The organism is Microbacterium sp. MYb62, from assembly GCF_002979475.1.
Classification (GTDB): domain Bacteria; phylum Actinomycetota; class Actinomycetes; order Actinomycetales; family Microbacteriaceae; genus Microbacterium.
This window is the reverse complement of the sequence record NZ_PCOY01000005.1, coordinates 51,960-74,254: the sequence shown is the minus strand read 5'-3', so window position 1 is coordinate 74,254 and position 22,295 is coordinate 51,960. Positions and strand designations below refer to the sequence as shown.

Here is a 22,295-nt window from a genome sequence, read left to right as displayed (position 1 = left end):
CCCGGGCGCCTGCCGGCGCCCCCGAAGAAAGGAACGGCAATGCTGCCGCTGCCATCTCTCCCTCGACGTCGCCGAACAGGCGCCGTCATCCTCGCCGCCGCCCTCCTCGCGGGCGGACTGGTGACGGTGAGCGCGCCCACCGCCTCGGCCGCCGACACCGGGTACTTCGTCGACTGCGATGCGTCGGCGCCCGGTGACGGCACGTCGCAGAGCCCCTGGGACTCGCTGTCGGCGATCGCGCCGCCTCCCGGCGGGTTCGGTCCCGGCGACTCCATCCGCCTGCGTGCCGGGACCGTGTGCACCGGCTCGTTCGAGGCGATCGGCGACGGCGCCGCCGGCGCTCCTGTCGTGCTCGGCGCGTACGGTGAGGGCGCCAAACCCGTGATCGCCGCCGGAGGTGCGACCCCGGCGGCCGTCACCCTGCGCGATGTCAGTCACTGGCGGGTCGAAGGCCTCTCGGTCACCAACGACGCCGACGACGAGCAGGTCCGCAGCGGCATCCTGATCGAGGCGACCGGCGACGAAGTGCACGCGGGGATCGAGATCGTCGGCAACGACATCGCGGATGTCGCCGGCATCACGCATCGGTTCGCCGACGGACGCTACGTCTCGGCAGGCATCCTGGTGAAGCTGCCCGCGAAGTCGACCGGCGCGAGCGGATTCTTCGACGGCGTGCTGATCGAAGACAACTCCGTGCGCGAAGTGCGGTCCATGGGGATCGCACTCACGGGGTCGCCCAACGGCGATGACACGATCGGCCGGAACACGGATGTCGTGATCCGCGGCAACGTGGTGACCAGGGCCGCCGCCGATTCGATCCTGGTCGGCGTCTCGGACAGCCCGCTCATCGAGCACAACGTGAGTTACGACGCGGGCTACGACGCACCGAACCGCGGTGCGATCGCGGGCATCTGGGCGTACACCAGCATCGATCCGGTGTTCCAGTTCAACGAGTCCGCCCGCACGCAGCCCGGCCCTGACTCCATGGGCTGGGACTGCGACTGGGGCATCACCGGCTCCTGCACCTATCAGTACAACTACTCGCACGAGAACGCCGGCGGCTTCTACCTCGAATGTCTGTCGTGCGCCGGACCCGGCCAGACCGACGAGCCCCACCTGATCGTCCGCTACAACGTCTCGCAGAACGAGGGCTTCGTGAACTCGGCCAACGGTCGCGTGCGCCTGGAGATGTACAACAACACCCTCTACAACCCGGACGGCGAGTTCGAGATCCGGCTCCCTGCGAACACCCTGTTCGCCAACAACATCCTCGTGGGGAAGGGCCTCACGCGTCTCGACGCCGACCGCGGCATCACGGTGTCCCACAACCTCTACTCCGGGTTCGCCGTCCCCGCCTCGGATGCGGCGGGGGTCGCCGGCGATCCGCTGTTCGTGGAACCGGGCGGCGCCGAGGACGGTCTCGCCACCGCGTCCGCCTACGCGCTCCGTCCGGGCTCGCCGGCCCTCGATGCCGGTCGGGTGATCGGCGGCAACGGCGGTCGCGACTACTTCGGCAACCCCGTCTCTGCCACGGCAGCACCGCACATCGGGGCGTTCAGCGGGTCGCCCGTGGCCGCGCCGCCCCTCCCCGACGTCGAGACGCCCGCCGGCGAGCTGCTCGTCGACGGCGGCTTCGAATCCGGTGTGTTCGGCAGCTGGCGCAGCATCTGGCCGGATGACGACAACTTCGTCGTGCCGCACACCACTCAGGGGGACTCGCGTTTCGCGATGCAGCTCAGCATCGCGGGACACCGCGGCGTGGAGCAGACCGTCAGCGGTTTGCTGCCGAACACCGACTATGTGCTCAGCGGGTACGCCCGCGTGATCAACGCCGGCGAGGAGGTGCGCATCGGGGTGTACGACAGCGGCGCCGCCGAGGCATACGCGCCGGTCGTGTCGACGGACTATCAGCAGGTCAGCGTGCCCTTCCGCACGGGCGCATCGGCCACGTCCGCGAAGGTGTACTGCCTCAAGGAGACCGGACTCGACATCGGCTTCTGCGACTCGCTCTCCCTGCGCGCGGTCGCACCGACGGATCCGGGGACGACGGACCCGGGCACGACGGACCCGGGCACGACGGACCCGGGCGCGCCGGGAACGGGTGGCAGCGGCGGCACCGGCGCGGACCAGGGGGAAGCGACTCCGGCCGGTCAGCCCCTGGCCGCAGCATCCGGCGAGGCGGCATCCGACTCGCTCGCAGCGACCGGAGCTGCGACGCCGTTCGCGCTGATCGTGGCGGCGATCCTGGCGATGCTCGCCGGTGCCGGCGCACTGATCCTGCGCAGAAGAAGGGTGTGATCCGCAGGTCTCCCGCCTCCCCGGCGGGAGACCTGCGCCCGACGGGCAACGGGAGCAATCGCCACCTCCCGTTCACCTTCCGTGCACCCGAGGGCCTTCCTGCGGACACGCGGGATCGGTGGTCTGGGCGGGTACCCGACTGAGTCCCCTCCGGTCGGCCCCGTCTCCGGGGCTTTCCGGCCCAGCCACCCAGGAGTCCTCCATGCCCCGCCTGCAATTCGCAGCGGCGGTCGCGGCGGTGTGCGCCGTGAGCGCCGCCACCCTGCTCGCCACTCCCGTCGCCGCGATCGGCGCCGATCCCGGCATCCGCCTCGCCGAGGTGGCCCCGGCCGCGCCGAGCCTGGTGCTGAACGAGATCGTCTACGACGACGCGGCGACCGGGCTCGCCGACCAGGTCGAGATCTACAACGCCGGAACCGAGACGGTCGACCTGACCGGATGGACCATCGCCGATGAGAAGCGCGACAGCTTCGGCACGGCGCCGGAGGGCACCGCCCTCGCACCCGGAGCGTTCCTGGTACTGGTGAAGGACGTCGACTTCGCCTTCGGGCTCGGCAAGGGCGACGAGGTCGTGCTCTTCGACCCCAGCGGCACCGAGGTCGACTCCTACGCTTACGCGAACACCGCGCCGCTCTCGGTGTGGGCGCGCTGCCCCGACGGCACCGGTGCCTGGGCGCATGCGACTGCGGCGACGCCCGGTACGGCGAACGACTGCGCGGTCGCTCCCGTCGCCGGCTCCGTCCTCATCAACGAGGTCGACTCGCAGCCGGCCGACTGGGTGGAGTTCCACAACCCCGGCACCGAGGCGCTCGACATCTCGGGGTACGAGATCCGCGACAACTCCGACGACCACCGCTGGCAGTTCCCGGCAGGCACGCAGATCGGAGCGGGACAGTTCCTCGTGGTCGAGGAAGGCACGATCGGACTCTCCGGAGGCGTCGAGGCCGCGTTCCGCGAACCGATCGGCATCGGCAGCGCCGACCGGATCCGTCTCTACGATGCCTCGGGCGCGATGATCGACGACACGCTCCCGTGGCAGGGGCACGCGGCGATCGACGGCGACTTCGCGGCGGCGACTCTGGCGCGCTGTCCCGACGGTGTCGGTGCGTTCGTGCTCGCACATCCGACTCCCGGCGCCGCGAACTCGTGCGTGATGCCCGATGTCGTCATCAACGAGATCGAGTCGAACGGCGACGCCACCGACTGGGTCGAGGTCGTGAACACCGGCAGCACCGCGGTCGACCTCTCCGGCTGGAGCGTCATGGACAGCGACCCGGCAGGTCACACCGCAGAGACCACGCCGCTTCCCGCCGGAACGATGCTGCCGCCCGGCGGCTACCTCGTCTTCGATCAGCCGGCGGACTTCGTCTTCGGTCTCGGCAACGGCGACACCGTGACGATCCGCGACGCGAACGGCAACACGGTCGATGAGCACGTGTACACCGCACACGCAGCCGGCGTCCTGGCGCGCTGTGCCGACGGCTCCGGCGACTTCGTCGACATCGCGGTCTCGACCAAGGGACTCCGCAACGCCTGCGGCAACCCGGTGCGCATCAACGAGGTCGAGTCCGACGGCGGCTCGCCCGACGACTGGGTGGAGCTCGTGAACCCCACCTCGGGTGCGCTCGACGTGTCCGGCATCGTGGTGAAGGACGACGACGACGCGCACGGCTACACGCTCCCGACGGGAACGACCATCGGGGCGGGGGAGTACCTCGTGATCGAGCGCGACCGGCTGGGCTTCGGTCTGGGCGGCGGAGATGCCGTGCGTGTCTTCGACGGCGACCTGCTCATCGACGAGACCACCTGGGGCGACGGACACGCGGTCACCACCTGGGGGCGCTGCCCCGACACGACGGGCGCCTTCGCCGTCACCACCGAGTCGACGAAGGGCGCGGCGAACCTCTGCGCAGGCGAGGTCGCCGTGGCGACGTGGCCCGGTTCGGCCGATGTCCGCGTGCTCGACGACATCCCGACGTTCCTGGAGGACAGCTCGGGGCTGGACGTGCAGGAGACCGCCGACGGTGCATTCCTCTGGGCCGTCGACAACGGGGAGGGCCGCATCTGGAAGCTCGAAGCGCAGGCGGACGGCTCGGTCGAGAAGGTCGACGGCTGGGATGCGGGCAAGCGGGTGCGCTTTCCGAAGGATGCCGAGGATCCTGGGGCGGCAGGCCCTGACACCGAGGGCATCACGGTCGATGGCGACGGCTTCGTGTATGTCGCCTCTGAGCGCGACAACAGCGCCAAGGGCGTGAACCAGAACATGGTGCTGAAGGTCGATCCCGAGGCATCGGACGGCGACCTCGTCGCTCAGCAGACGTGGGACCTGACCGCCCTGCTTCCCGCGGTGGGGGCGAACCTCGGCATGGAGGCCGTGCAGTGGGTGCCGGATACGGCGCTCGCCGGAAAGCTCTTCGACGACAACACGGGTGCCGCCTACGCCCCGGCGGACTACGCCGGTCACGGCGGCGGGCTGTTCCTCGTCGCGGTGGAGGACAACGGGCACGTCTACGCCTTCGCGCTCGCCGCGGACGGCGCGGCGACCCTCGTATCGGAGATCGCTCCCGGTCTCACCGGCGTCATGGCGCTCGACTACGACAGCGTGCGCAACTCCCTGTGGGCCGTGTGCGACGACGGTTGCCAGGGACGCTCGGCGGAGATCACGCTGAACGGCACCGCGCAGCCGGGCATCGCCCACTACGCTCGTCCTGCCGGCATGCCCGACATCAACAACGAGGGCTTCGCGACCGCACCGGCCTCGCTGTCGGTCGACGGACAGCGCCCGGTGTGGTGGTTCGCCGACGGCTTCGCCTCCGAGGCGCTGCGCACCGGAACGCTCCCCGGCGTCGACCCCGGCACTCCCGGGGGAGAGAACCCCGGCAATCCGGGCGGTGAGAACCCGCCGCTCCCCGGCGCCGGTCTCGTCGACGCCAACCGCAACGGCGTGACGGTCGACCCGTCGGTCGCCACGCGGGGTCAGCAGGTCGTCGTGACGGTCGGAGCGAGCAGCGCGGGTGCGGACGCGGAGGTGTGGATGTACTCCGACCCCGCACGGATCGCGACGGGAACGCTGACCGCGAGCGGCGCGATCACCGTGACGATTCCGACGGATGCTCCGCTCGGAGCTCACCGGATCGCGGTGTTCGCCGCGGACGGCGCGCTCCTCGGCTGGGCGGACATCCGGGTCTCCGCCGGTGCCGGCGGGCTCGCCGCGACCGGTGCCGATCTCCCGATCTCGGCGACGGCCGTCGCGCTGATGCTCGTGATCGCCGGTGTGCTGATGGTTCGCCGACGCCGGCAGACGACCTGACGTCGAGCCGACGCACGAGAGCGGGGAGGGATGCGCGGATCGTGGTCCCTCCCCGTCATCGGCGTCGGCTGCGGTCGACGGTGAGCGGAGGAGGACCGTCAGAGCCCGAGCACGGCCCGCGCGCCGTCGGCGTCGGCCTGGCGGTACTCCTCGGCGAGTCGTGCCGCGCGTTCCGAAGAGAGCCGCAGGGTTCCGGCGTGCAGGCGCCACTGCGCGTCCAGGGCGGAGGAGCGCCGGGTGAACGCGCTCTGCGCCTCGCCCTCCCAGCGGGACCGCAGGTCGCCGGAGGCGGCCGCCAGAGCGTCGAGAGACTCCACGATGGCTGTGGCGGAGGCCAGCCCGCTCGCTGCGGTCTCGGCGAGCCGGTCGGGATCGATCGTGAGATCCATGGTGCGTCAGCTTTCCAGTCCGGTGGTCGGATAGCCGCGTCGCGCATCCGACTTCAGGCTCGTCGCGATGTCGGATTCGGCGCCGAACAGATCGGCGCTCCGATCCGCGAGCACCGACATCGCCTTGTGCTGCGCCTCGGCGATCGTCTCGAGTGTCAGCTGCGCGAGCACCGGCAGCGCGAGTCCTTCGGCCGCCGGACCGAATTCGAGGCCGGCGAGCTTGCCGCCGACCCTGGCGCGCACCGTCACCTCGCCACGAGGGCTGCGCACCGACTCGGTGATGGTCTCGACGTCGGCAGCCAGGGCCTGGGCGCGTTCGCGGTTCTGCTGCGCCTGGCGGTTGATGTCGTCGAGCTGCCGCCGCGCCGCGGCGAAGCCGTCGTCGATGCCGAACGTGTCGTCGTTCACGTCGTCCTCCGTCATTCCTGCTCGGTCACACCGGAGGGGACCTCCGGCGCTTCGCCCGGCCACGAGCCGAGTCGTTCGACATTGCGCGCGCCCTGGTCCTTGCTCTCCGCCACCTCGATGGATGCGGAGCTGTACGCGCTCGGCGCGGCCGCGGCGTCTTGGACCCAACCGGCCTGCTGCGCCGCCGCCGCCACGTCGAAGCCCTCCGGTGACGAGGTGCGCACGCTGATGTCGATCCGGGCGTTGGGCATATAGCCCTCGCGCACCGACCAGACGGAGGCGACGACGAAGTCGACGAGGGCCGCGCCGTCGGCGATCGTGTAGCCCGGTTCGACCTCGAGGGCGACCGCGTACCCGGTGTTGCCCTTGACGTTCGGCCGTTCGCCGCCCGTGATCTCGGAGACCACGATGCCGGGGAGCGCATCGAGCGACTCGCGCATCTCGGCGAGGGTCTGACCACCGGATGCCGCATCGTGGGGGACGTCGGCCCCCGAGCCGCCGCCTCCGAACGCGCACCCCGAGAGGGCGAGCATGCTCACGGCGACGACGGAGAGGGCGAACCAGCGTTTAGCGGCCATAGTGCATCATGTCCTCGAGTCGGTACTGCATGTCGGACCAGATGCTGACATCCGCGATGCCGGCGTAGGCCGGGTTGGTGTTGCCGGGGAAGCCCATGCCGGAGAGGATCGTCTCGTCGTAGGCCCCCGTGACCTCGAAGACCCCACGGCCGTCGACGTTGCGCAGTCGGAAGGCCACCTCGCCCGGATATTCCGGGTGTCCCGGTTTCGCGGCGATCACGAAGCCGTCGTCCGTCACCTGCTGCACGACGATGTCGCCGGAGGTGACACCGGGGATGCCCATGCCGAACAGCGAAGTCTTGATGGTCTGCCCCTCGCCGCTGAGCTGCATGTTGAGCTGCGAGTTGTCGCCCTCGCGCGACGGGAGGAAGACATGACCGAACTCCTGCTGGAGCATCTGGTTGAGCTGCTCGGTGGTCATGTCGGTGGCGCCGAGGTCGAACTGATGGGAGTAGCCGAGGTCGTAGTCGCCGACGAACCGGTGATCCGAGCCGGGGTAGGGGGAGGGGCCGGGATCGTAGGTGTCTCCCATGCCGCCGGGCGGGATCGCTCCGGGCAGGCCGCCCAGGGGGCCGAGGAGCTGCCCAGGGGGGAACTGCTCAAGGAGCTCGCCGAGCACGTCTTCGAGGCGCTGATGGAACGGGATGATCGCCCGATAGAGGTCCGTCGCCAGTCGAAGCATCTCCCGCAGCGCCTGCAACGCGCGGTCGATGTTGGAGGTGACCTCGGAGATGACCTGCGCGCAGTTGTCGGCGAAGTCCTGGATCACCTGCGCCTTCTTGTCGAGCTCCCAGGGCCAGCTGCCGAACAGGAAATCCTTGATGCTGCCGCCCACCGTCGACAGCAGCTCGAATCCGGCGCACACCAGTGAGCGCATGACCTCGACGGCGCGCACGCACAGCTGCAGCGCCTGACTCATCACCTTCGACCAGTCGGCGATCGAATGCGTCGCCGCGGTCAGCACCCGCAGGGAACCCTCCACGACCAGGGCGGTCAGCCCCTGCACCTGGCCGCTGATCTGCGTGAGCGCCTGCTGATAGAGCGCGGACGCCGACTGCACATCGCCCGCGTACGTCTCCCAGGCATGCGACGCCTGATAGAGCCCCGCCGGGTCGCCCGTCACCTGCTCGAGCAGCTGCTCCAGCGGTCGGACGAAACGCATGATCTCGGAGGCGAAGCCATGCAGGCCGCCGCCGCAATCGTCGCCGGCGCCGCCGCCGGCGGGGAGCTGACTGCTCCAGCTTCCCGAGGCGAGGGCGGAGGCGGCTGCGTCGGCATCCGGCAGGACGGTGGTGCTCACGTCAGCCCTCCGCGGCGATGCGCTCGAGATCGGCGCGGCCGTCGTCGTCGACGGTGCGGAACCCCTCCACGGCCTTCTCCACGCCGGAGGCGGTGCGCTGCGAGACCGTCCCGACGAAGCCGGCCGCTCCCTCGACGACAGCCCCGACCGAGTTCAGCACCGGGGGGATGAAGGCGCCGATCGGGCCGAACGCCATCCCGGGCACCGCCGAGGAGACGCTGTTCCGCGCGGACGCGAGCTTCGCCGCGGCCTCCGTCAGCGCACTTCGCGCGGCGGCATAGGCCTCGCTGTGGACTTCGATATCCGCCATCTGATCGTGCTCCCCCCGAAATCTGCGCGTCTGATCGACCGGATCGGTGAACAGACAGAGTCCACGATAGGTCGGGCGCCTGAGGATGCCAAGCGGCGGCTGCGGTCTCCGTTTTGGGGGATGCGCGCGGGGGCAGAAGCCGGGTAGACAGGATGACGACGCGGAACGACCGCGACGAAAGGAGGAGGAATGAGCATCGCCTTCCTCCTGACGACGCTGGTGATCGTCGCCACGCCCGGGACGGGTGCCGTGTATTCGATCGCGGCGGGGCTCTCGCGGGGAAGCAGGGCCGGCATCATCGCGGCCTTCGGGTGCACGCTCGGTGTCATCCCGCACATGATCGCGGCGATCACCGGGCTCGCCGCGATCCTGAACGCCTCTGCGGTCGCTTTCGAGACCATCAAGTGGCTCGGCATCGCCTATCTGCTGTTCCTCGCCTGGCAGACCCTGCGCGACAGGTCGCTGATCCAGGCAGAGGAGGATGCCGCACCGCTCTCGTCGTGGCGCGTGATCCGCACCGCGATCCTCATCAACGTCCTCAACCCCAAGCTCACGATCTTCTTCTTCGCTTTCCTGCCGCAGTTCGTCCCCGCCGGTGACCCGAGCGGCACCTGGCAGATGGTCGGTCTGAGTCTGGTGTTCATGGCGTTCACGTTCCTCGTCTTCGCGCTGTACGGCGTCTTCGCGGCCACGATGCGCGCCCGGGTCCTGGGTCGGCCGAAGGTGATGACCTGGCTGCGTCGCTCGTTCGCCGCGACCTACGTGCTCCTCGCCGGGCGTCTCGCCCTGGAGAGCCGGTAGGCGGGGTATGGCGGATCGCTCTCTGACCCGCTCCGTCGAGTGGCGGGGCCGAACGGTCGCCGGGGGAGCTGTCCGCCGCTCTCCTCGAGGAACGGGCCCGCGGGTCGGTGAGACGCCCTTCGGCGGAGGCATCCCGTGCCGCGGTGTCGGTGCCGCCGCCTAGACTCGAAGGGCCATGACCGAAGCTCCCCTCATCGTCCCCGGATCCGTCGGCCCGCGCTCCTCCGGGGCGGAGGGGCAGGACGATCTCCTCGCCGGCCTGAACCCCCAGCAGCTCGAGGCCGTCACCTACCGCGGCCCCGCCCTGCTCATCGTCGCGGGTGCAGGATCGGGCAAGACCAGCGTGCTCACCCGCCGCATCGCCTCGCTGCTGCGCGGACGCGAGGCGTGGCCGAGTCAGATCCTCGCGATCACGTTCACGAACAAGGCCGCGGGCGAGATGCGCGAGCGGGTCGAGGGGCTGATCGGCGACGCCGCCCGCGGCATGTGGATCTCGACGTTCCACTCCGCCTGCGTGCGCATCCTGCGCCGGGAAGCCCAGCAGTTCGGCTACACGAAGTCGTTCACGATCTACGATTCCGGCGACTCGCGGGCTCTGCTCAAGCGCCTGGTCAAGGAGCACGAGGCCGACGCCTACGGGCTGACGCCGGCCTCCGTGCAATCGCGCATCTCCAAGCTGAAGAACGAGCTGTCCGACGCGGAGTCGTACGCACGTCAGGCCAACATGAGTGATCCGGCCGAGCGGGTGTTCGTCGAGGTCTTCGCCGACTACCAGCGACAGCTGCAGAAGGCGAACGCCTTCGACTTCGACGACCTCATCGGCCAGACGGTCTACCTGTTCCGGGCGTTCCCGCAGGTCGCCGACACCTATCGCCGCCGGTTCCGCCACATCCTGGTCGACGAGTACCAGGACACGAACCACGCGCAGTACTCGCTGATCCACGAGCTCACGCGCCCCGTATCCGGCTCCGCCGGTGCCGCCCCGGATCCCTATGCCTCCAACGGCATGATGATCTTCGAGCCCGACCCCGCTCCCACCGCCGATGCCGGAGAGCCCGGAGCCTCGCTCACCGTGGTCGGCGACTCCGATCAGTCGATCTACGCGTTCCGCGGCGCGGACATCCGCAACATCAGCGAGTTCGAGCGCGACTTCCCCGGCGCCCGGGTGGTGCTGCTCGAGCAGAACTATCGATCGACGCAGAACATCCTGTCCGCCGCGAACGCCGTGATCGGCAACAACTTCGACCGCAAGGACAAGAAGCTCTGGAGCGACAAGGGCGACGGCGACGCCATCATCGGCTTCACCGGCTACTCGCAGCATGACGAGGCCCAGTTCGTGGCCGACGAGGTCGAGTCGCTGCACCGTGCGGGTATGCCGTACTCGGAGATGGCGGTCTTCTACCGCACCAACTCGCAGTCCCGTGCGCTGGAGGAGATCTTCATCCGTTCGGCGGTGCCGTACAAGATCATGGGCGGCACGAAGTTCTACGACCGTGCCGAGATCAAGGATGCGCTGGCCTACCTCGTCGCGGTCGCGAACCCGGCCGACGAGATGTCGGTGCGCCGCGTCCTGAACAAGCCGCGACGCGGCATCGGCGATGTGACCGAGACAGCCATCGCACGGTTCGCCGAGGAGCACGGCATCAGCTTCCGCGATGCGCTGTCGATGCCGGGTCAGCTCGGCGTCGGGCCGAAGATCCAGGCGGCGATCGCCAAGCTCGACGCCGTGCTCGCCGAAGCCACGGCGATCATGGTCCCGGCGACCGGAGAGGTGCCTCCCCCCACGAGCGTGGCCGACGGCCTGAGTCTGCTGCTCTCCCAGAGCGGCTACCTCGACGCTCTGCGTGCGAGCCGCGACCCGCAGGACGAGGCGCGCGTCGAGAACCTCGACGAGTTCGTGGCCGTCGCCCGCGACTTCGCCCGCAACAACCCCGAGGGCACGATCGTCGACTTCCTCACGGAGGTCGCCCTGGTGTCCGACGCCGACGACCTCGACGATGAATCCGGCTCCGTCTCGCTCATGACCATGCACACGGCGAAGGGTCTCGAATACGACGCGGTGTTCGTCACGGGCGTGGAGGAAGACCTCATCCCGCACCGCATCTCGGCTGGAGAGCCGGGCGGACCGCAGGAGGAGCGACGACTCTTCTACGTCGGCATCACGCGGGCGCGCAAACGGCTGCATCTCTCCCTCGCCATGACGAGGGCGCAGTTCGGCGAGGTCACCGTGGCGATGCCCAGTCGCTTCCTGCAGGAGATCCCGGCGAGCCTGATCGACTGGCGGCAGTCCCCGGGAGACGTGAACTCGCGTGGGGGGATGCAGTCCCGCGCCCTGAACGCGCGTCGCCAGGGCGGGTTCGGCGGCTCGGGCTCCGGCGACCGCTTCGGGGTCAAGGCGCTCCCCGGACGCGACTCCCTCAAGCCGCTGTCGACGGCGATGGACAAGTTCCCCAACCGGGTCACGGCCAAGATGCGCGACAACGGCGACCTCGAGCTCGCCGCGGGCGATCGCATCCGGCACGTCGACTTCGGAGAGGGACGGGTGGACGCCGTGACCGGTGAGGGAGCCAAGCGCATCGCCCACGTGCGGTTCGACTCGGCGGGGCAGAAGAAGCTCCTCATCAAGGTCGCACCGATCGAGAAGATCTAGCACCGCCGACAGAGTCTCCGCCACGGCGGAACACACGCCGGGATGCCGGTTAGGCTGGCTCATATGGCCCTCTTCTCCCGCCGCAAGAAGTCCGGTGACGATGCCGTCGCCCCCACCGCACCCGCTGTCGAGACATCCGCTGTCGAGACACCCGCTGTCTCCGCCGAGTCCGCCGCGCCCGATGTGAGCGATCCCGCCGGGACCGTCGAGGCGCAGCCCGTCGAGGCGCCCTCCATCGGCATCTCGGTGCAGGCGTTCCGCGGCGTCGGCGCCGAAGCGGGCCCCGAGGTCGCACTCCCGTCCTCCGACGAGAAGCCTGAGCCTGCGGCATCCGCGCCGCGCACCGCGCAGCCGCGTCCGACCGCGCAGCCGGAGGCTCCGCAGGAGCGGCGCCTCCCGCTGGCGGCCGCCCTGCCGCCGGAGCAGACCGAGACCGTCGCCGGGATGAAGGACAACGTCCTGCTCCGCGAAGCGCTCACCGAGATCGAGACGGGGGCGACGAACGACCAGCTGCTCGGAGTGATGCGCCAGGCGCTCCAGGGTCACCTGTACATCCGCGTGAACGGTGACGCCCGCGCGCAGATCAGCGAGGGCAAGCCGCTCTCGGTCGCCGTGGTGCGCGACGCGGACGACCGGCAGTTCATGCTCGCCTTCAGCTCGGCGCGCGCGGTGCGCGACTCCGTGCAGCTCGAGGCCGACCCCGCAGCGACCTCGGCCGTCGCGCAGCCCGTCACCTCGGTGCTGCAGCAGGTGGTGTCCGGTGAGTTCGCCGGCTTGATCGTCGACAACGCCTCGGCACCGCACCGCGTGGTCTTCCCGACCGAACTTCTGCAGAAGACGCTCGAGCAGGCTGACGTCGACATGACCGTCAAGAGCATCCTCGCCGCGCCGCGCGAGCAGGATTCCGCGGTGAAGGTCGGCGAAGCGCTCGCGACGAAGCGGATGTGGGTGGCGGTCAACGACGGTTCCGGCACCGGCCAGGTCGGCATCGCCGAGGCGCAGACGACCGACGGTCGCCGTTTCCTGCAGCTGTTCTCGCACCCGCTCGAGGTCATCGCCCTCGGACGAGGGGATCGGCCGCTCCCGTTCGAGCCGACCCAGCTGGCGAAGGTCCTCACGAGCCACTCCGAGATGGCCGGCGTGATCGTGGACTCCGCCGGGCCTTCGCTCGTCGTCGAGCGTGAGGCGCTCACCCCCGTCCTCGTGCTCGCGGTCGACCTCGGCGACTGACCGGATTCGGGTCCGGCGCACCGTTGGGGTGCGCGGGGTTCCGTCCGTCGGGGCGGCGCTCTAGGGTCGGAGCATGGCCTCAGAACGCGTGACCCTGACCGTCGCCGATTCCGATGGAGAGCGCGAGGTCGCGCTCTCCAGCCCCAACCGTGTGGTGTGGCCGGATCTCGGCATCACGAAGGCAGAGCTGGCCGAGTATGTCGAGCTCGTCGCGGGGCCCTTCCTCGCGGCCAACGGCAACCGCCCGGTCTCGCTCGAACGCTTCCGCGACGGTATCGGGCCCGCAGACGGCGCGCGGGCGGAGGGTTTCTTCTCGAAGAACCCGCCCAAGGGCACTCCCGACTTCGTCGATGCCGTGACGGTGACGTACAACAGCGGGCGACAGCATCCCCAGATCGTGCTGAACCGCGCGAGCGCGATCGTCTGGGCGGTGCAGATGAACACGATCGTCTTCCACCCGTGGGCATCGCTGGCCACCGACCCCGACAACCCCGTCGAACTGCGCATCGATCTCGACCCGCAGCCCGGCACGGACTTCGCGGATGCCGTGACGGCCGCCCACACGCTGCGCGAGGTGCTGCGCGAGGCGGGACTCGAGGCGTTCGCGAAGACCAGCGGCAACCGCGGCCTGCACGTGTTCGCCCCGATCGAGCCGACCCACGAGTTCCTCGACGTGCGGCATGCCGTGATCGCCGCGGGACGCGAGCTGGAGCGCCGGATGCCGGAGCACGTCACGACGAACTGGTGGAAGGAGGAGCGCGGAGAGCGGATCTTCGTCGACTTCAACCAGGCCAACCGCGACCGCACGATGGCCGGCGCCTACAGCCCTCGCGCGCTTCCCGGAGCGACCGTGTCGACGCCGGTCACGTGGGACGAGCTCGACGGACTGGACCCGAGGTCGTTCACGGTGCGCAGCATCCCGAAGCGTCTGGAGGAGGTCGGCGATCCATGGTCCGCGATGCCGGACGCGCCGGGACGCATCGACACGCTGCTCGCATGGTGGGAGCGTGACAAGGAGAACGGGCTGGGGGAGCTGCCGTTCCCTCCGGAATTCCCCAAGATGCCGGGGGAACCGCCCCGTGTGCAGCCCAGCAAGAAGGTCGCGGCCCACTGGGACGAGGATGGCACTCCGGTCGCGAAGGACTGACCGCGCCCGCCGGCCTGCTCAGCTCAGGACGTCGGCGAGGTCGTATCCCGCGACGGTGTCCAACTGGTCGTAGGTGCAGGAGCGAGCATCGCGGTCCGGTCGCCACCGCTCGAACTGCACGGTGTGTCGGAAGCGGGCGCCCTCGAGCTGGTCGTAGCGCACCTCGAGCACCCGCTCGGGGCGCAGACGCACGAACGACACGTCCTTCGAGCCGCTGAACCGCGACCGCTCGCCCTCCGCGGTCACGACGTCGCCGGACTCGTCGCGCTCCACCAACGGGGCGAGCTCCTCGACAAGCTCCTGTCGGCGGACGTCGCTCCATGCCGCCACCCCTCCGACCTGGCGCAGCACCCCGTCGTCGCCGTACAGTCCGACCAGGAGGGAGCCGACTCCCGATCCCGACTTGTGGATGCGGTATCCGAGCGCGACCACATCCGCCGTGCGGGCGTGCTTGATCTTGAACAGCGCACGCTTGCCCGGCGCGTACGGCTGATCGAGGGGCTTCGCGACGACGCCGTCGAGTCCCGCCCCTTCGAACTCCTCGAGCCAGCGGACGGCGGCTTCGCGATCGCGGGTCGTGCGCGTGATGTGCAGGGGGTGCTCGACGGCGTCCATGAGCGTCTCCAGGCGCGCCCGTCGCGTCTCGAAGGACTGTGTGAGCAGGTCGTCCTCTCCGAAGGCGAGCAGGTCGAACGCGATGAACATCGCCGGCGTCTCGACCGCGAGCTTCGCGACACGTGAGGCGGCGGGATGGATGCGCTGGCTCAGCGCCTCCCAGTCCAGGCGCTGCGACCCGTGCGGGCCGGTGGCGACGACGATCTCGCCGTCGAGCAGACACGGCCCCGGCAGCAGGTCGGGAATCGCGTCGACCAGCTCGGGGAAGTACCGGGTGAGGGGTTTCGCTCCTCGGGACCCGATCTCCACGGTCTCGCCGTCCCAGGCGATGAGGCCGCGGAAGCCGTCCCACTTCGGCTCGTACAGGAGCCCGCCGGGAGTCTTCGCCGGATCGGGGACCGCGGAGACCGCCTTGGCGAGCATCGGCGCGGGGATGTCGTAGCGCATGCTCCCATCCTGGCCGCAGCGGAACCGTGACGGAAGGGGCGTCGGTCAGGCGAACAGGTCGGACAGGGTCGCAGGTTCCCCCGCGTCGAGCAGCGCGGTGCGGGCGGCATGCCAGCCGGCCATGCCGTTGACCGAGGGCCCGGGCGGAGTCGAGGCCGAAGCCAGGTACACGCCGCGCATCGGCGTGCGCCACGGGGTGGGAGAGAGCACAGGGCGCCGCAGCGCCTGGCGGATGTCGAACACCCCGCCGGAGATGTCGCCGCCGATCTCGTTCGGGTCGAGCGCCTCCCTGGACGACGCCGGCACGGCATGGTGCGCCAGGATGAGGTCGCGGAATCCCGGGGCGTAGCGCTCCACCTGGGCTGTGATGAGCTCGGTCGGGTCGAGGTCCGATCCCGGGGGCACATGGATGTACCCCCAGAGCACGGCCTTGCCGTTCGGAGCACGGGATTCGTCGAGCACCGAGGGCTGCACCGCGAGCACGTAGGGCCGTGCGCTCACGTGCCCGGCGGCGACGGCGTTCTCGCTCGCCCAGACCTCGGCACGAGTGCCGCCGAGGTGCACCGTCGGTGTCGTGGCGACATCGGGATTCGTCCACGGGATCGGCCCGTCCAGGGCGAAGTCGACCTTCGCCGCTCCCGGACCGTATCGGTAGGAGCGGAGCGCCCGTGCGTAGCCCGCCGGGACGTCGGGGTGCGTGAGCGCGAGCCGGGGCGAGGTGTTCAGCAGCAGCAGGTCACCCCGCCGCGGGTCGCCCCAGTCCAGCGCAGCGAGGTCGGCGACCGGAGTGCTCGCCTCGATCGTGCCGCCGTGCTCCTCGATGTCCGCGACCATCGCGTCGGCGATCCGTTGAGCACCGCCGCGAGGGTAGGGCCAGCCGCCGGCGTGACCGAGCGCGGCGAGCAGCAGTCCGGCTGCGGCGCCCGCGAGGGAGGGCTGCGGCGAGTTCGCGTGCGCGACGACGCCGGAGATCAGGGCCGCGGCCTCCTCCGTGCGGAAGGCGACGGCGGCCAGGGGAGTGCCCTGGTCCAGCATCCGGATCGCGTAGCGCACGGCGGTCACCGGGTCGCGCGGGATGCGCAGCAGCTGATTGCCCGTGAAGTCGACGACGCCGTCGATGTGGCTGCTCAGGGGGCGCAGCCGAGATATCCAGGCGGGTCCGTCGATCCCGAGCTCGGCCGCCGTGCGGTCGATGTCCCGCCAGGCGATCGCGGCGCGTCCGTCGTCGAGAGGATGCGCGTAGGAGGCTTCGGGGCGGATCCACTCGAGACGCTGATCGAGGCCGAACGCCTGGAAGAACGGCGAGGAGAGGGCGGCAGGGTGTACCGCGGAGCAGACATCGTGCCGGAATCCCGGAAGCGTGGACTCCCGGGTGCGCACACCGCCGCCGATCGTGTCGGCGCCTTCGAGCACCCGCACTTCGTAGCCGGCGCGCGCGAGCGTCACCGCCGCGGCGAGCCCGTTCGGGCCGGATCCGATGATCGTCGCCTGAGCCATGAGGTCAGTTTGTCACGGGCGCGAGGGAAAACGGTCGGCCGTACCCCTCTGAGCGTGCGATCCTGGAACAAATGAAAGAAGCACAGGGGCCGACCCCCGCAGGCACCTCCCGTCCATACCGTTCGCTCTCGGAAGCGTTGCGCGCGCACCGCATCGATCCGTCGAACCACGCGTTCATCAAAGCCATCGTCGACGGCATCGGGATCAGTTCGTTGATCGACCGCGGTCGCTACATCGAAGCGATCCGCCGCGGCGAAGGGGCGCCCCTGCACATCGGGCGCACCTACACCAACGGTTTCACCGAAGACGAGCGTGTCGTCGTCGGCGCGGTCGCCTTGCGTCTGCAGCCGAGCGAAGGGCGGGCGCCGTACTTCTACGTCAGCCACCCGACCGAGCTCCTCCCGATCACCCCGCCGCGCGCCGCGAAGCGCACGACGACTCCGAGGGTGTCCGCGCCTCGCACTGCGAAGGCGCCGAAGCCGGTCGAGGAGCGCGACTACGGAGTGTGCGACGTGTGCTTCATGGTGAAGACTCCGGCCGGCGGCTGCGGCTGCAACTGACGGTGAGCGCCGAGGCGCGGTCAGAGGCCGACCGGCCGTTGATCCGGCTCGCCGACCTCGCGGGGCCCGATGCGCTCGAGGTCGGTGCGGCAGTGCGCACCTACCTGACGCAGACCGAGGCCGAGAAAGGCGTGCAGGAGCACGGAGCCGAGCTCGATCCTGCCGTGCCGCTTCCCGAGCGCTACCTCCGTGAGGTTGACGACCCGGCCACGGCGTATGCCGAGCACCGCGTGCGGGGCGCAGCTCGGGGTGCGCATCGTCGGGGTCGTGGTGCTCTCCGTGAGCGACGACGTGGCGGAGATCAAGCGACTGTGGACGGAGCCCGAGGTGCGCGGACGCGGGGTGGGATCGGCGCTGCTGGACGCCGCCCTCCACGACGCGGCCGCCCTCGGCGTCGCGCAGGTCCGGCTGTCGGTGTGGGACTGGCGGGGTGGCCCCATGCGTCTGTACGAATCGAGGGGCTTCGAGCGCGTGCCCTCCTGGGACGATCGCGAGCGTCTCGTGTGCATGGTGCGCCCGGTCTGAGGGGACCGCATCCGATGTGCCCGTCGTGTCACCCTGGGACCTGCGACAGGCGATACCGACCGGGAGTCATCCCGACGAGCGGTGTGAACTGTTCGATGAACTGACTGGTCGTGGCCCACCCGCATGCGGCGGCCGTGTCGGTCACAGAGGCGCCGTCGGCGAGCAGCACGAGCGCCCGGTGCACGCGCAGCTGGAGGCGCCACTGCCGGTACCCCATGCCGGTCTCCTGCGGGAAGAGTCGGCTCAGCGTCCGTTCGGCGGTGCCGGTGCGCACACTGAGCTCGCCGAGCGTCACAGGCAGGGCGAGGTCGTCCTCGACGATGCGGGCGGCGTGGCGCAGGCGCGGATCGTGGGGCTCGGGCAGGTGCAGCGGCTGCTCGGGCGCGGTCACGACTTCGTCGACGATGACGCGGCGCAGGTGGTCCAGGGCTCCGTCGCTGCGTGTGCGGTCGGACGTCATCGCCAGCACGGCCTCGCGGGCGAGCGGTGTCGCGACGAGCACGGCAGGGGCGGTCGGGAGCAGCGCGGCGAGCTCATCGGTCAGGTGGATGATGCGCATATCCGTGCGCCCGTGCGCGCGATGACGGTGCTCGGCGCCCGCCGGCACCCACGCCATGCGTGTCGAGGGCGCGATCCAGGCGCCGTCGTCGGTGAGCAGGGAGAGCACTCCGGATGCCGCGTGCACCAGGTGCCCGAGCGGATGGGCGTGACGCGGCGACGTCTCGGCGTGCGCGAAGCGGTAGGCGCCCTCCATCGGCAGGGTGGCGAGGGCGCCGAAGTCGACGAGGTTCGAATCGACGAGTCGAGGGGATTGGCGAGTATTCGACATCACCATGCAGTTTACGTGTTTCCTGTCAGGTGTGAGGGGTGCTGGACTTTATGCATGACCACGATGCAGGAACCGTTCGACACCGCCCCGACCCCCGCGACCGCACCGTCCGTCCGTCGCGGCGGCGTCCTCACCGGCGTCTACGTGGGTATCGGTCTGCTGATGATCGTCCTGAACCTCCGCATGGGGGTCGCATCGGTCGGCCCGGTGCTGCCCGCGATCGAGCACGACCTCGGCATGCCCGCGGCGGCGGCAGGGCTCCTGACGACGATCCCCGTGTTCGCCTTCGGGGCGTTCGCGTTCCTCACTCCGACGCTGACACGCTGGATCGGATTGCACCGGCTGCTGGCGCTGACGATGGTCGTCGTGGCGGTCGGTATCGGCATCCGCCTGCTTCCGTCGCCCGAGGCGCTCTTCGGGGGCACGGTGCTGGTCGGTGCGGGCATCGCGGTGGCCAACGTGTGCATGCCCGCCGTCATCAAGCAGGACTTCGCACACCGCCTCGGGCTGATGATGGGGCTGTACTCCACGGCGCTGTTCCTCGGCGCGGCGGCGGCCGCGGCCCTCACGGTGCCGTTCATGACCGCGCTCGATGGTTCATGGCGCGGCGCGATGGCGATCTGGGCGATTCCCGCCGTGCTCGCGTTGGTGATCTGGCTTCCGCGAGCGATGCGCACGGTCGCCGATTCGCCGACGGTCGCCGGCGCGCCCGGTGCGCCCGTCGACGCGATCGTGGAGCCACGGGACGAGCCGCGGATGTCGGCGCTGCTGCGCGATCCCGTCGCCTGGGCGGTCACGGGCTTCATGGGGTTGCAGAGCCTGAGCTACTACGCGGCCCTCACCTGGATTCCGACCATCCTGCAGGACGCCGGCGTCTCGGTGTCCGATGCCGGGTTGCTGCTGTCGTACTCCAGTTTTCCCGGGATCGCGGCGGCCCTCCTCGTGCCGACGATGATGCGCCGCATGCGGCCCACGTGGCTCCCCGTCGTGGTCTCCGCGCTGCTCTGCGCCGCGGGGCTGATCGGCCTTCTCGTCGCGCCGGGCGGAGCCGCCCCGTGGCTGTGGATGACCCTGCTCGGTCTCGGGCAGGGGGCTGCCATCTCGCTGTCGCTGACGTACATCGTGCTCCGCGCGCCGGACGCGAGGCACACGGCGCACCTGTCGACGATGGCGCAGGGGATCGGCTATCTGTTGGCCGGCTTCGGTCCGATCGGTCTCGGCATCCTGCACGCCGCTGTCGGCGGGTGGGTCGTGCCGGTGGTGGCGCTCATCCTGCTCCTCGCGGTGCAGGCGGTCGCCGGAGCGGCGGCGAGCCGAGAGCGCCACGTGAGCGCCCGGCGCCGGTGAGTCGGACCCGAGGATCCTGCCTCAGGCGAACGCGCTCATCCCGGTGATGTCGCGCCCGAGCAGCAGTGCCTGCACGCTCTCGGTGCCCTCGTAGGTGTGGATGGCCTCGATGTCGGCCATGTGCTGCATCACGCCGTTCTCGAGCAGGATCCCGTTTCCGCCAAGCAGGTCGCGGGCGGTCGAGGCGATCCGACGCGCGGCACGCGTGTTGTGGAACTTCGCGAGCGACGCCTGGGTCGGACGCAGCTGACCCGCTGTCTCGAGGTCTGCCATCCGCCGGCAGTACAGCTGCATGGCGGTGAGGTCTTCGAGCATGTGGGTGAGGCGCTCCTGCACCATCTGGAACTTCGCGAGGGGCTTGCCGAACTGCACCCGCTGGGTCGCATACGCCAGTGCCGCCTCGTAGCAGGCGGTCGCGTGTCCGAGCGCCGACCATGCGACACCGGAGCGGGTCGCGTAGAGCACGGTCGAGGCGTCCTTGAAGCTCTTCGTCCCCGGCAGCACGGCGTCGAGGGGCACTCGTACGTCGTCCAGCACGATGTGCGCCTGGTGGATCGCTCGCAGCGAGGCCTTGCCGCGGATCACGCTTCCGGTGTAGCCGGGGGTGTCCTGCTCCACGAGGAAGCACCGCACGGCGCCGTGCTCGGCGGCGCCCTCGTCGTCGATGCGGGCCCAGACGAACGTGATGCCGCCGGAGGCGCCGTTGCCGATCCACTTCTTCGTCCCGCGGATGACCCACTCGTCGCCGTCGCGGCGAGCCACGGTCTCCAGCGAGACGGAGTCGGAGCCGTGGTCGGGTTCGGTCAGAGCGAACGACCCGAGCACCGAGCCGTCGGCGAGAGCAGTGAGCCAGCGCTCCTGCTGTGCGGGGGAGCCGAACAGGGCAAGGGAACGCAACGCGAGTCCGCCCTGTACCGCGAGGATGGTGCCCAGCGAGCCGTCGCCACGGGAGATCTCCATGTTCACCAGGCCCGCAGCCAGCGGCGACAGGCTCGTGAGTGACGGGTGCTGGATGCCGTCGACGACGAGGTCCATCTCGCCCATTCGGCGCGCGGCCTCGAGCGGGTACTCCGCACGATCCCAGGCGTCAGCCATCTGCGGGGCGACCTCGTCGACGTAGGACTTCGCGCGGTCCCACGCCTCACGGTCGGCGGCGGGGATGTCGGCGAAGACGGCGTAGTAGTCGCTGTCCTGACGTCCGGTGATGTCGTACGACGAGACGCGCTCGCCGGGGAAGGGGGAGGCTGCAGTGCTCATGGGGCTCCTTCGTGGCACCAAGTATCGTACTCCTCGATACTCGGTTCCACGACCCCGCAGCGGGTCGAGCTCGTGCGGCTAGTCGAGCTGGGACTGCAGCCGGCGACTGACCTCGGCGATCGGCATGGAGCGCGGGAACACCGCGACGACCATGTCGTCCGGGGCGGTGACGGCATCTCCGGCGACGCCGTAGCGGCGCCGCACATCGGCCAGCGCATTCTGCAGCGTCGCCAGCGGCACCTTCTTGCGGCCGCGCAGCAGCTGTCGCAGCACGTGGTTGTGCACCGCCGTCACGAGAGCGGCGAAACCGACGGCATCCAGAGGATCGACGCCGGGGAGGGCGCCGCGCAGGTAATCGTCGAACAGCCGCTCGTAGCGGAACACCGTGATGATCTCGCGCTCGCGCAGCACCGGCACCTGGCGCACGATCTGGTAGCGGCGCCTGGCGAGCTCCGGGTCGTGTGCGAAGTGGGCGAAGACCGACTCGGATGCCGCACACACCGCGCCCCACGGGTCGTCATGGCCCTCGTCGAGGAACTCTCTGAGCTGCTCCAGGAGCACCTCGTGGTCTGCGAAGACCACGTCCTCCTTGCCTCCGAACTGGCGGAAGAAGGTGGATCGGGAGACGCCGGCCGCCTTGGCGATCTGCTCCACCGACGTCTGATCGAACCCCTGGGCGCTGAAGAGTTCGAGCGCTGCGGCGACGACGCCGGTGCGCAGTTCTGCGGATTCGTGCATGGCGAAAGCCTAGACCTCGGCTGGCGGTAGCGCCGATGCGCCGCCGTCATACTGAGGAG

The 22,295-nt window shown here is 70.1% G+C and carries 20 protein-coding genes; 9 read left to right on the top strand and 11 right to left on the bottom strand.

Annotated elements, in window-relative coordinates; genetic code table 11:
• The first annotated feature begins 39 nt into the window (after positions 1–39).
• Both CQ042_RS07640 and CQ042_RS07635 read left to right on the top strand, forming a co-directional pair.
• Complete coding sequence (locus tag CQ042_RS07640) at positions 40–2,298, top strand: LPXTG cell wall anchor domain-containing protein (protein ID WP_105669889.1); 2,259 nt, start codon at positions 40–42, stop codon at positions 2,296–2,298.
• Between the two features lie 202 nt (positions 2,299–2,500).
• A complete protein-coding gene (locus CQ042_RS07635; protein WP_105669888.1) occupies positions 2,501–5,608 on the top strand; it encodes a lamin tail domain-containing protein in 3,108 nt (1,035 codons plus the stop codon).
• A gap of 98 nt (positions 5,609–5,706) precedes the next feature.
• Here the strand turns inward: CQ042_RS07635 and CQ042_RS07630 are convergent, their stop codons facing one another.
• The 5 genes from CQ042_RS07630 to CQ042_RS07610 are packed head-to-tail and all read right to left on the bottom strand — an operon-like array spanning position 5,707 to position 8,593.
• Entirely contained in the window at positions 5,707–5,997 is a 291-nt protein-coding gene (locus CQ042_RS07630) for a WXG100 family type VII secretion target (protein WP_105669887.1), read from the bottom strand.
• A gap of 6 nt (positions 5,998–6,003) precedes the next feature.
• On the bottom strand, positions 6,004–6,420 hold the full coding sequence (locus CQ042_RS07625) for a YbaB/EbfC family nucleoid-associated protein (RefSeq protein ID WP_105669886.1): 417 nt from the start codon (positions 6,418–6,420) through the stop codon (positions 6,004–6,006).
• On the bottom strand, positions 6,417–6,983 hold the full coding sequence (locus CQ042_RS07620; protein WP_105669885.1) for a hypothetical protein: 567 nt from the start codon (positions 6,981–6,983) through the stop codon (positions 6,417–6,419). The genes CQ042_RS07625 and CQ042_RS07620 overlap by 4 nt, the downstream gene beginning before the upstream one ends.
• On the bottom strand, positions 6,973–8,283 hold the full coding sequence (locus CQ042_RS07615) for a hypothetical protein (protein ID WP_105669884.1): 1,311 nt from the start codon (positions 8,281–8,283) through the stop codon (positions 6,973–6,975). Before CQ042_RS07615 ends, CQ042_RS07620 begins: the two co-directional genes overlap by 11 nt.
• Position 8,284: 1 nt before the next feature.
• The gene (locus tag CQ042_RS07610; protein ID WP_105669883.1) at positions 8,285–8,593 is read right to left on the bottom strand and encodes a hypothetical protein; all 309 of its coding nucleotides are present in this window, start codon (positions 8,591–8,593) and stop codon (positions 8,285–8,287) included.
• A gap of 189 nt (positions 8,594–8,782) precedes the next feature.
• On the opposite strand from CQ042_RS07610, the gene CQ042_RS07605 reads away from it, so the two are divergent.
• The 4 genes from CQ042_RS07605 to ligD all read left to right on the top strand — a co-directional run bounded on the left by CQ042_RS07605 (position 8,783) and on the right by ligD (position 14,421).
• Entirely contained in the window at positions 8,783–9,394 is a 612-nt protein-coding gene (locus tag CQ042_RS07605) for a LysE family translocator (protein WP_105669882.1), read from the top strand.
• 175 nt (positions 9,395–9,569) lie between these two features.
• Positions 9,570–12,044: an ATP-dependent helicase gene (locus tag CQ042_RS07600; protein WP_105669881.1), complete on the top strand. Its 2,475-nt coding sequence runs from the start codon at positions 9,570–9,572 to the stop codon at positions 12,042–12,044.
• Between the two features lie 63 nt (positions 12,045–12,107).
• A complete protein-coding gene (locus tag CQ042_RS07595) occupies positions 12,108–13,274 on the top strand; it encodes an SseB family protein (protein WP_181157492.1) in 1,167 nt (388 codons plus the stop codon).
• Between the two features lie 73 nt (positions 13,275–13,347).
• Positions 13,348–14,421 carry a non-homologous end-joining DNA ligase gene (gene ligD / locus CQ042_RS07590; protein WP_105669879.1) on the top strand — a complete coding sequence of 358 codons (1,074 nt, stop codon included), beginning with the start codon at positions 13,348–13,350 and terminating at the stop codon, positions 14,419–14,421.
• An 18-nt stretch (positions 14,422–14,439) separates the two neighbouring features.
• Here the strand turns inward: ligD and CQ042_RS07585 are convergent, their stop codons facing one another.
• Both CQ042_RS07585 and CQ042_RS07580 read right to left on the bottom strand, forming a co-directional pair.
• Complete coding sequence (locus CQ042_RS07585) at positions 14,440–15,483, bottom strand: ATP-dependent DNA ligase (protein WP_105669878.1); 1,044 nt, start codon at positions 15,481–15,483, stop codon at positions 14,440–14,442.
• Between the two features lie 45 nt (positions 15,484–15,528).
• Positions 15,529–16,980: an NAD(P)/FAD-dependent oxidoreductase gene (locus CQ042_RS07580; RefSeq protein WP_105669877.1), complete on the bottom strand. Its 1,452-nt coding sequence runs from the start codon at positions 16,978–16,980 to the stop codon at positions 15,529–15,531.
• Between the two features lie 71 nt (positions 16,981–17,051).
• Here CQ042_RS07580 and CQ042_RS07575 point away from each other — a divergent pair, with 71 nt between their 5' ends.
• Complete coding sequence (locus tag CQ042_RS07575) at positions 17,052–17,540, top strand: hypothetical protein (RefSeq protein ID WP_105669876.1); 489 nt, start codon at positions 17,052–17,054, stop codon at positions 17,538–17,540.
• Positions 17,541–17,560: 20 nt separating this feature from the next.
• Here CQ042_RS07575 and CQ042_RS20420 read toward each other — a convergent pair whose 3' ends face one another.
• Positions 17,561–17,797, bottom strand: a complete 237-nt coding sequence (locus CQ042_RS20420; protein ID WP_181157491.1) for a hypothetical protein — start codon at positions 17,795–17,797, stop codon at positions 17,561–17,563.
• On the opposite strand from CQ042_RS20420, the gene CQ042_RS07565 reads away from it, so the two are divergent.
• Positions 17,790–18,065, top strand: a complete 276-nt coding sequence (locus CQ042_RS07565; RefSeq protein ID WP_181157490.1) for an N-acetyltransferase — start codon at positions 17,790–17,792, stop codon at positions 18,063–18,065. The two genes, CQ042_RS20420 and CQ042_RS07565, sit on opposite strands and share 8 nt — an antisense overlap.
• Positions 18,066–18,093: 28 nt before the next feature.
• Here the strand turns inward: CQ042_RS07565 and CQ042_RS07560 are convergent, their stop codons facing one another.
• Positions 18,094–18,894: a helix-turn-helix transcriptional regulator gene (locus CQ042_RS07560; RefSeq protein WP_105670013.1), complete on the bottom strand. Its 801-nt coding sequence runs from the start codon at positions 18,892–18,894 to the stop codon at positions 18,094–18,096.
• A gap of 54 nt (positions 18,895–18,948) precedes the next feature.
• Between CQ042_RS07560 and CQ042_RS07555 the strand changes: the two genes are divergently transcribed.
• Positions 18,949–20,241, top strand: coding sequence for an MFS transporter (locus CQ042_RS07555; RefSeq protein WP_105669873.1), 1,293 nt, complete (start codon positions 18,949–18,951; stop codon positions 20,239–20,241).
• Between the two features lie 21 nt (positions 20,242–20,262).
• On the opposite strand, the gene CQ042_RS07550 is transcribed toward CQ042_RS07555, so the two are convergent.
• Positions 20,263–21,498 carry an acyl-CoA dehydrogenase family protein gene (locus CQ042_RS07550; RefSeq protein ID WP_105669872.1) on the bottom strand — a complete coding sequence of 412 codons (1,236 nt, stop codon included), beginning with the start codon at positions 21,496–21,498 and terminating at the stop codon, positions 20,263–20,265.
• Between the two features lie 78 nt (positions 21,499–21,576).
• Positions 21,577–22,236, bottom strand: a complete 660-nt coding sequence (locus tag CQ042_RS07545) for a TetR/AcrR family transcriptional regulator (RefSeq protein ID WP_105669871.1) — start codon at positions 22,234–22,236, stop codon at positions 21,577–21,579.
• Positions 22,237–22,295 lie beyond the last annotated feature (59 nt).

What these genes read in the sequence shown, in the direction of transcription:
- CQ042_RS07640 (WP_105669889.1), top strand. Translation starts at nt 40, where the DNA reads ATGCTGCCGCTGCCATCTCTCCCTCGACGTCGCCGAACAGGCGCCGTC.
- CQ042_RS07635 (WP_105669888.1), top strand. Translation starts at nt 2,501, where the DNA reads ATGCCCCGCCTGCAATTCGCAGCGGCGGTCGCGGCGGTGTGCGCCGTG.
- CQ042_RS07630 (WP_105669887.1), bottom strand. Translation starts at nt 5,997, where the DNA reads ATGGATCTCACGATCGATCCCGACCGGCTCGCCGAGACCGCAGCGAGC.
- CQ042_RS07625 (WP_105669886.1), bottom strand. Translation starts at nt 6,420, where the DNA reads ATGACGGAGGACGACGTGAACGACGACACGTTCGGCATCGACGACGGC.
- CQ042_RS07620 (WP_105669885.1), bottom strand. Translation starts at nt 6,983, where the DNA reads ATGGCCGCTAAACGCTGGTTCGCCCTCTCCGTCGTCGCCGTGAGCATG.
- CQ042_RS07610 (WP_105669883.1), bottom strand. Translation starts at nt 8,593, where the DNA reads ATGGCGGATATCGAAGTCCACAGCGAGGCCTATGCCGCCGCGCGAAGT.
- CQ042_RS07605 (WP_105669882.1), top strand. Translation starts at nt 8,783, where the DNA reads ATGAGCATCGCCTTCCTCCTGACGACGCTGGTGATCGTCGCCACGCCC.
- CQ042_RS07600 (WP_105669881.1), top strand. Translation starts at nt 9,570, where the DNA reads ATGACCGAAGCTCCCCTCATCGTCCCCGGATCCGTCGGCCCGCGCTCC.
- CQ042_RS07595 (WP_181157492.1), top strand. Translation starts at nt 12,108, where the DNA reads ATGGCCCTCTTCTCCCGCCGCAAGAAGTCCGGTGACGATGCCGTCGCC.
- ligD (WP_105669879.1), top strand. Translation starts at nt 13,348, where the DNA reads ATGGCCTCAGAACGCGTGACCCTGACCGTCGCCGATTCCGATGGAGAG.
- CQ042_RS07585 (WP_105669878.1), bottom strand. Translation starts at nt 15,483, where the DNA reads ATGCGCTACGACATCCCCGCGCCGATGCTCGCCAAGGCGGTCTCCGCG.
- CQ042_RS07580 (WP_105669877.1), bottom strand. Translation starts at nt 16,980, where the DNA reads ATGGCTCAGGCGACGATCATCGGATCCGGCCCGAACGGGCTCGCCGCG.
- CQ042_RS07575 (WP_105669876.1), top strand. Translation starts at nt 17,052, where the DNA reads ATGAAAGAAGCACAGGGGCCGACCCCCGCAGGCACCTCCCGTCCATAC.
- CQ042_RS20420 (WP_181157491.1), bottom strand. Translation starts at nt 17,797, where the DNA reads ATGCGCACCCCGAGCTGCGCCCCGCACGCGGTGCTCGGCATACGCCGT.
- CQ042_RS07560 (WP_105670013.1), bottom strand. Translation starts at nt 18,894, where the DNA reads ATGTCGAATACTCGCCAATCCCCTCGACTCGTCGATTCGAACCTCGTC.
- CQ042_RS07555 (WP_105669873.1), top strand. Translation starts at nt 18,949, where the DNA reads ATGACCACGATGCAGGAACCGTTCGACACCGCCCCGACCCCCGCGACC.
- CQ042_RS07550 (WP_105669872.1), bottom strand. Translation starts at nt 21,498, where the DNA reads ATGAGCACTGCAGCCTCCCCCTTCCCCGGCGAGCGCGTCTCGTCGTAC.
- CQ042_RS07545 (WP_105669871.1), bottom strand. Translation starts at nt 22,236, where the DNA reads ATGCACGAATCCGCAGAACTGCGCACCGGCGTCGTCGCCGCAGCGCTC.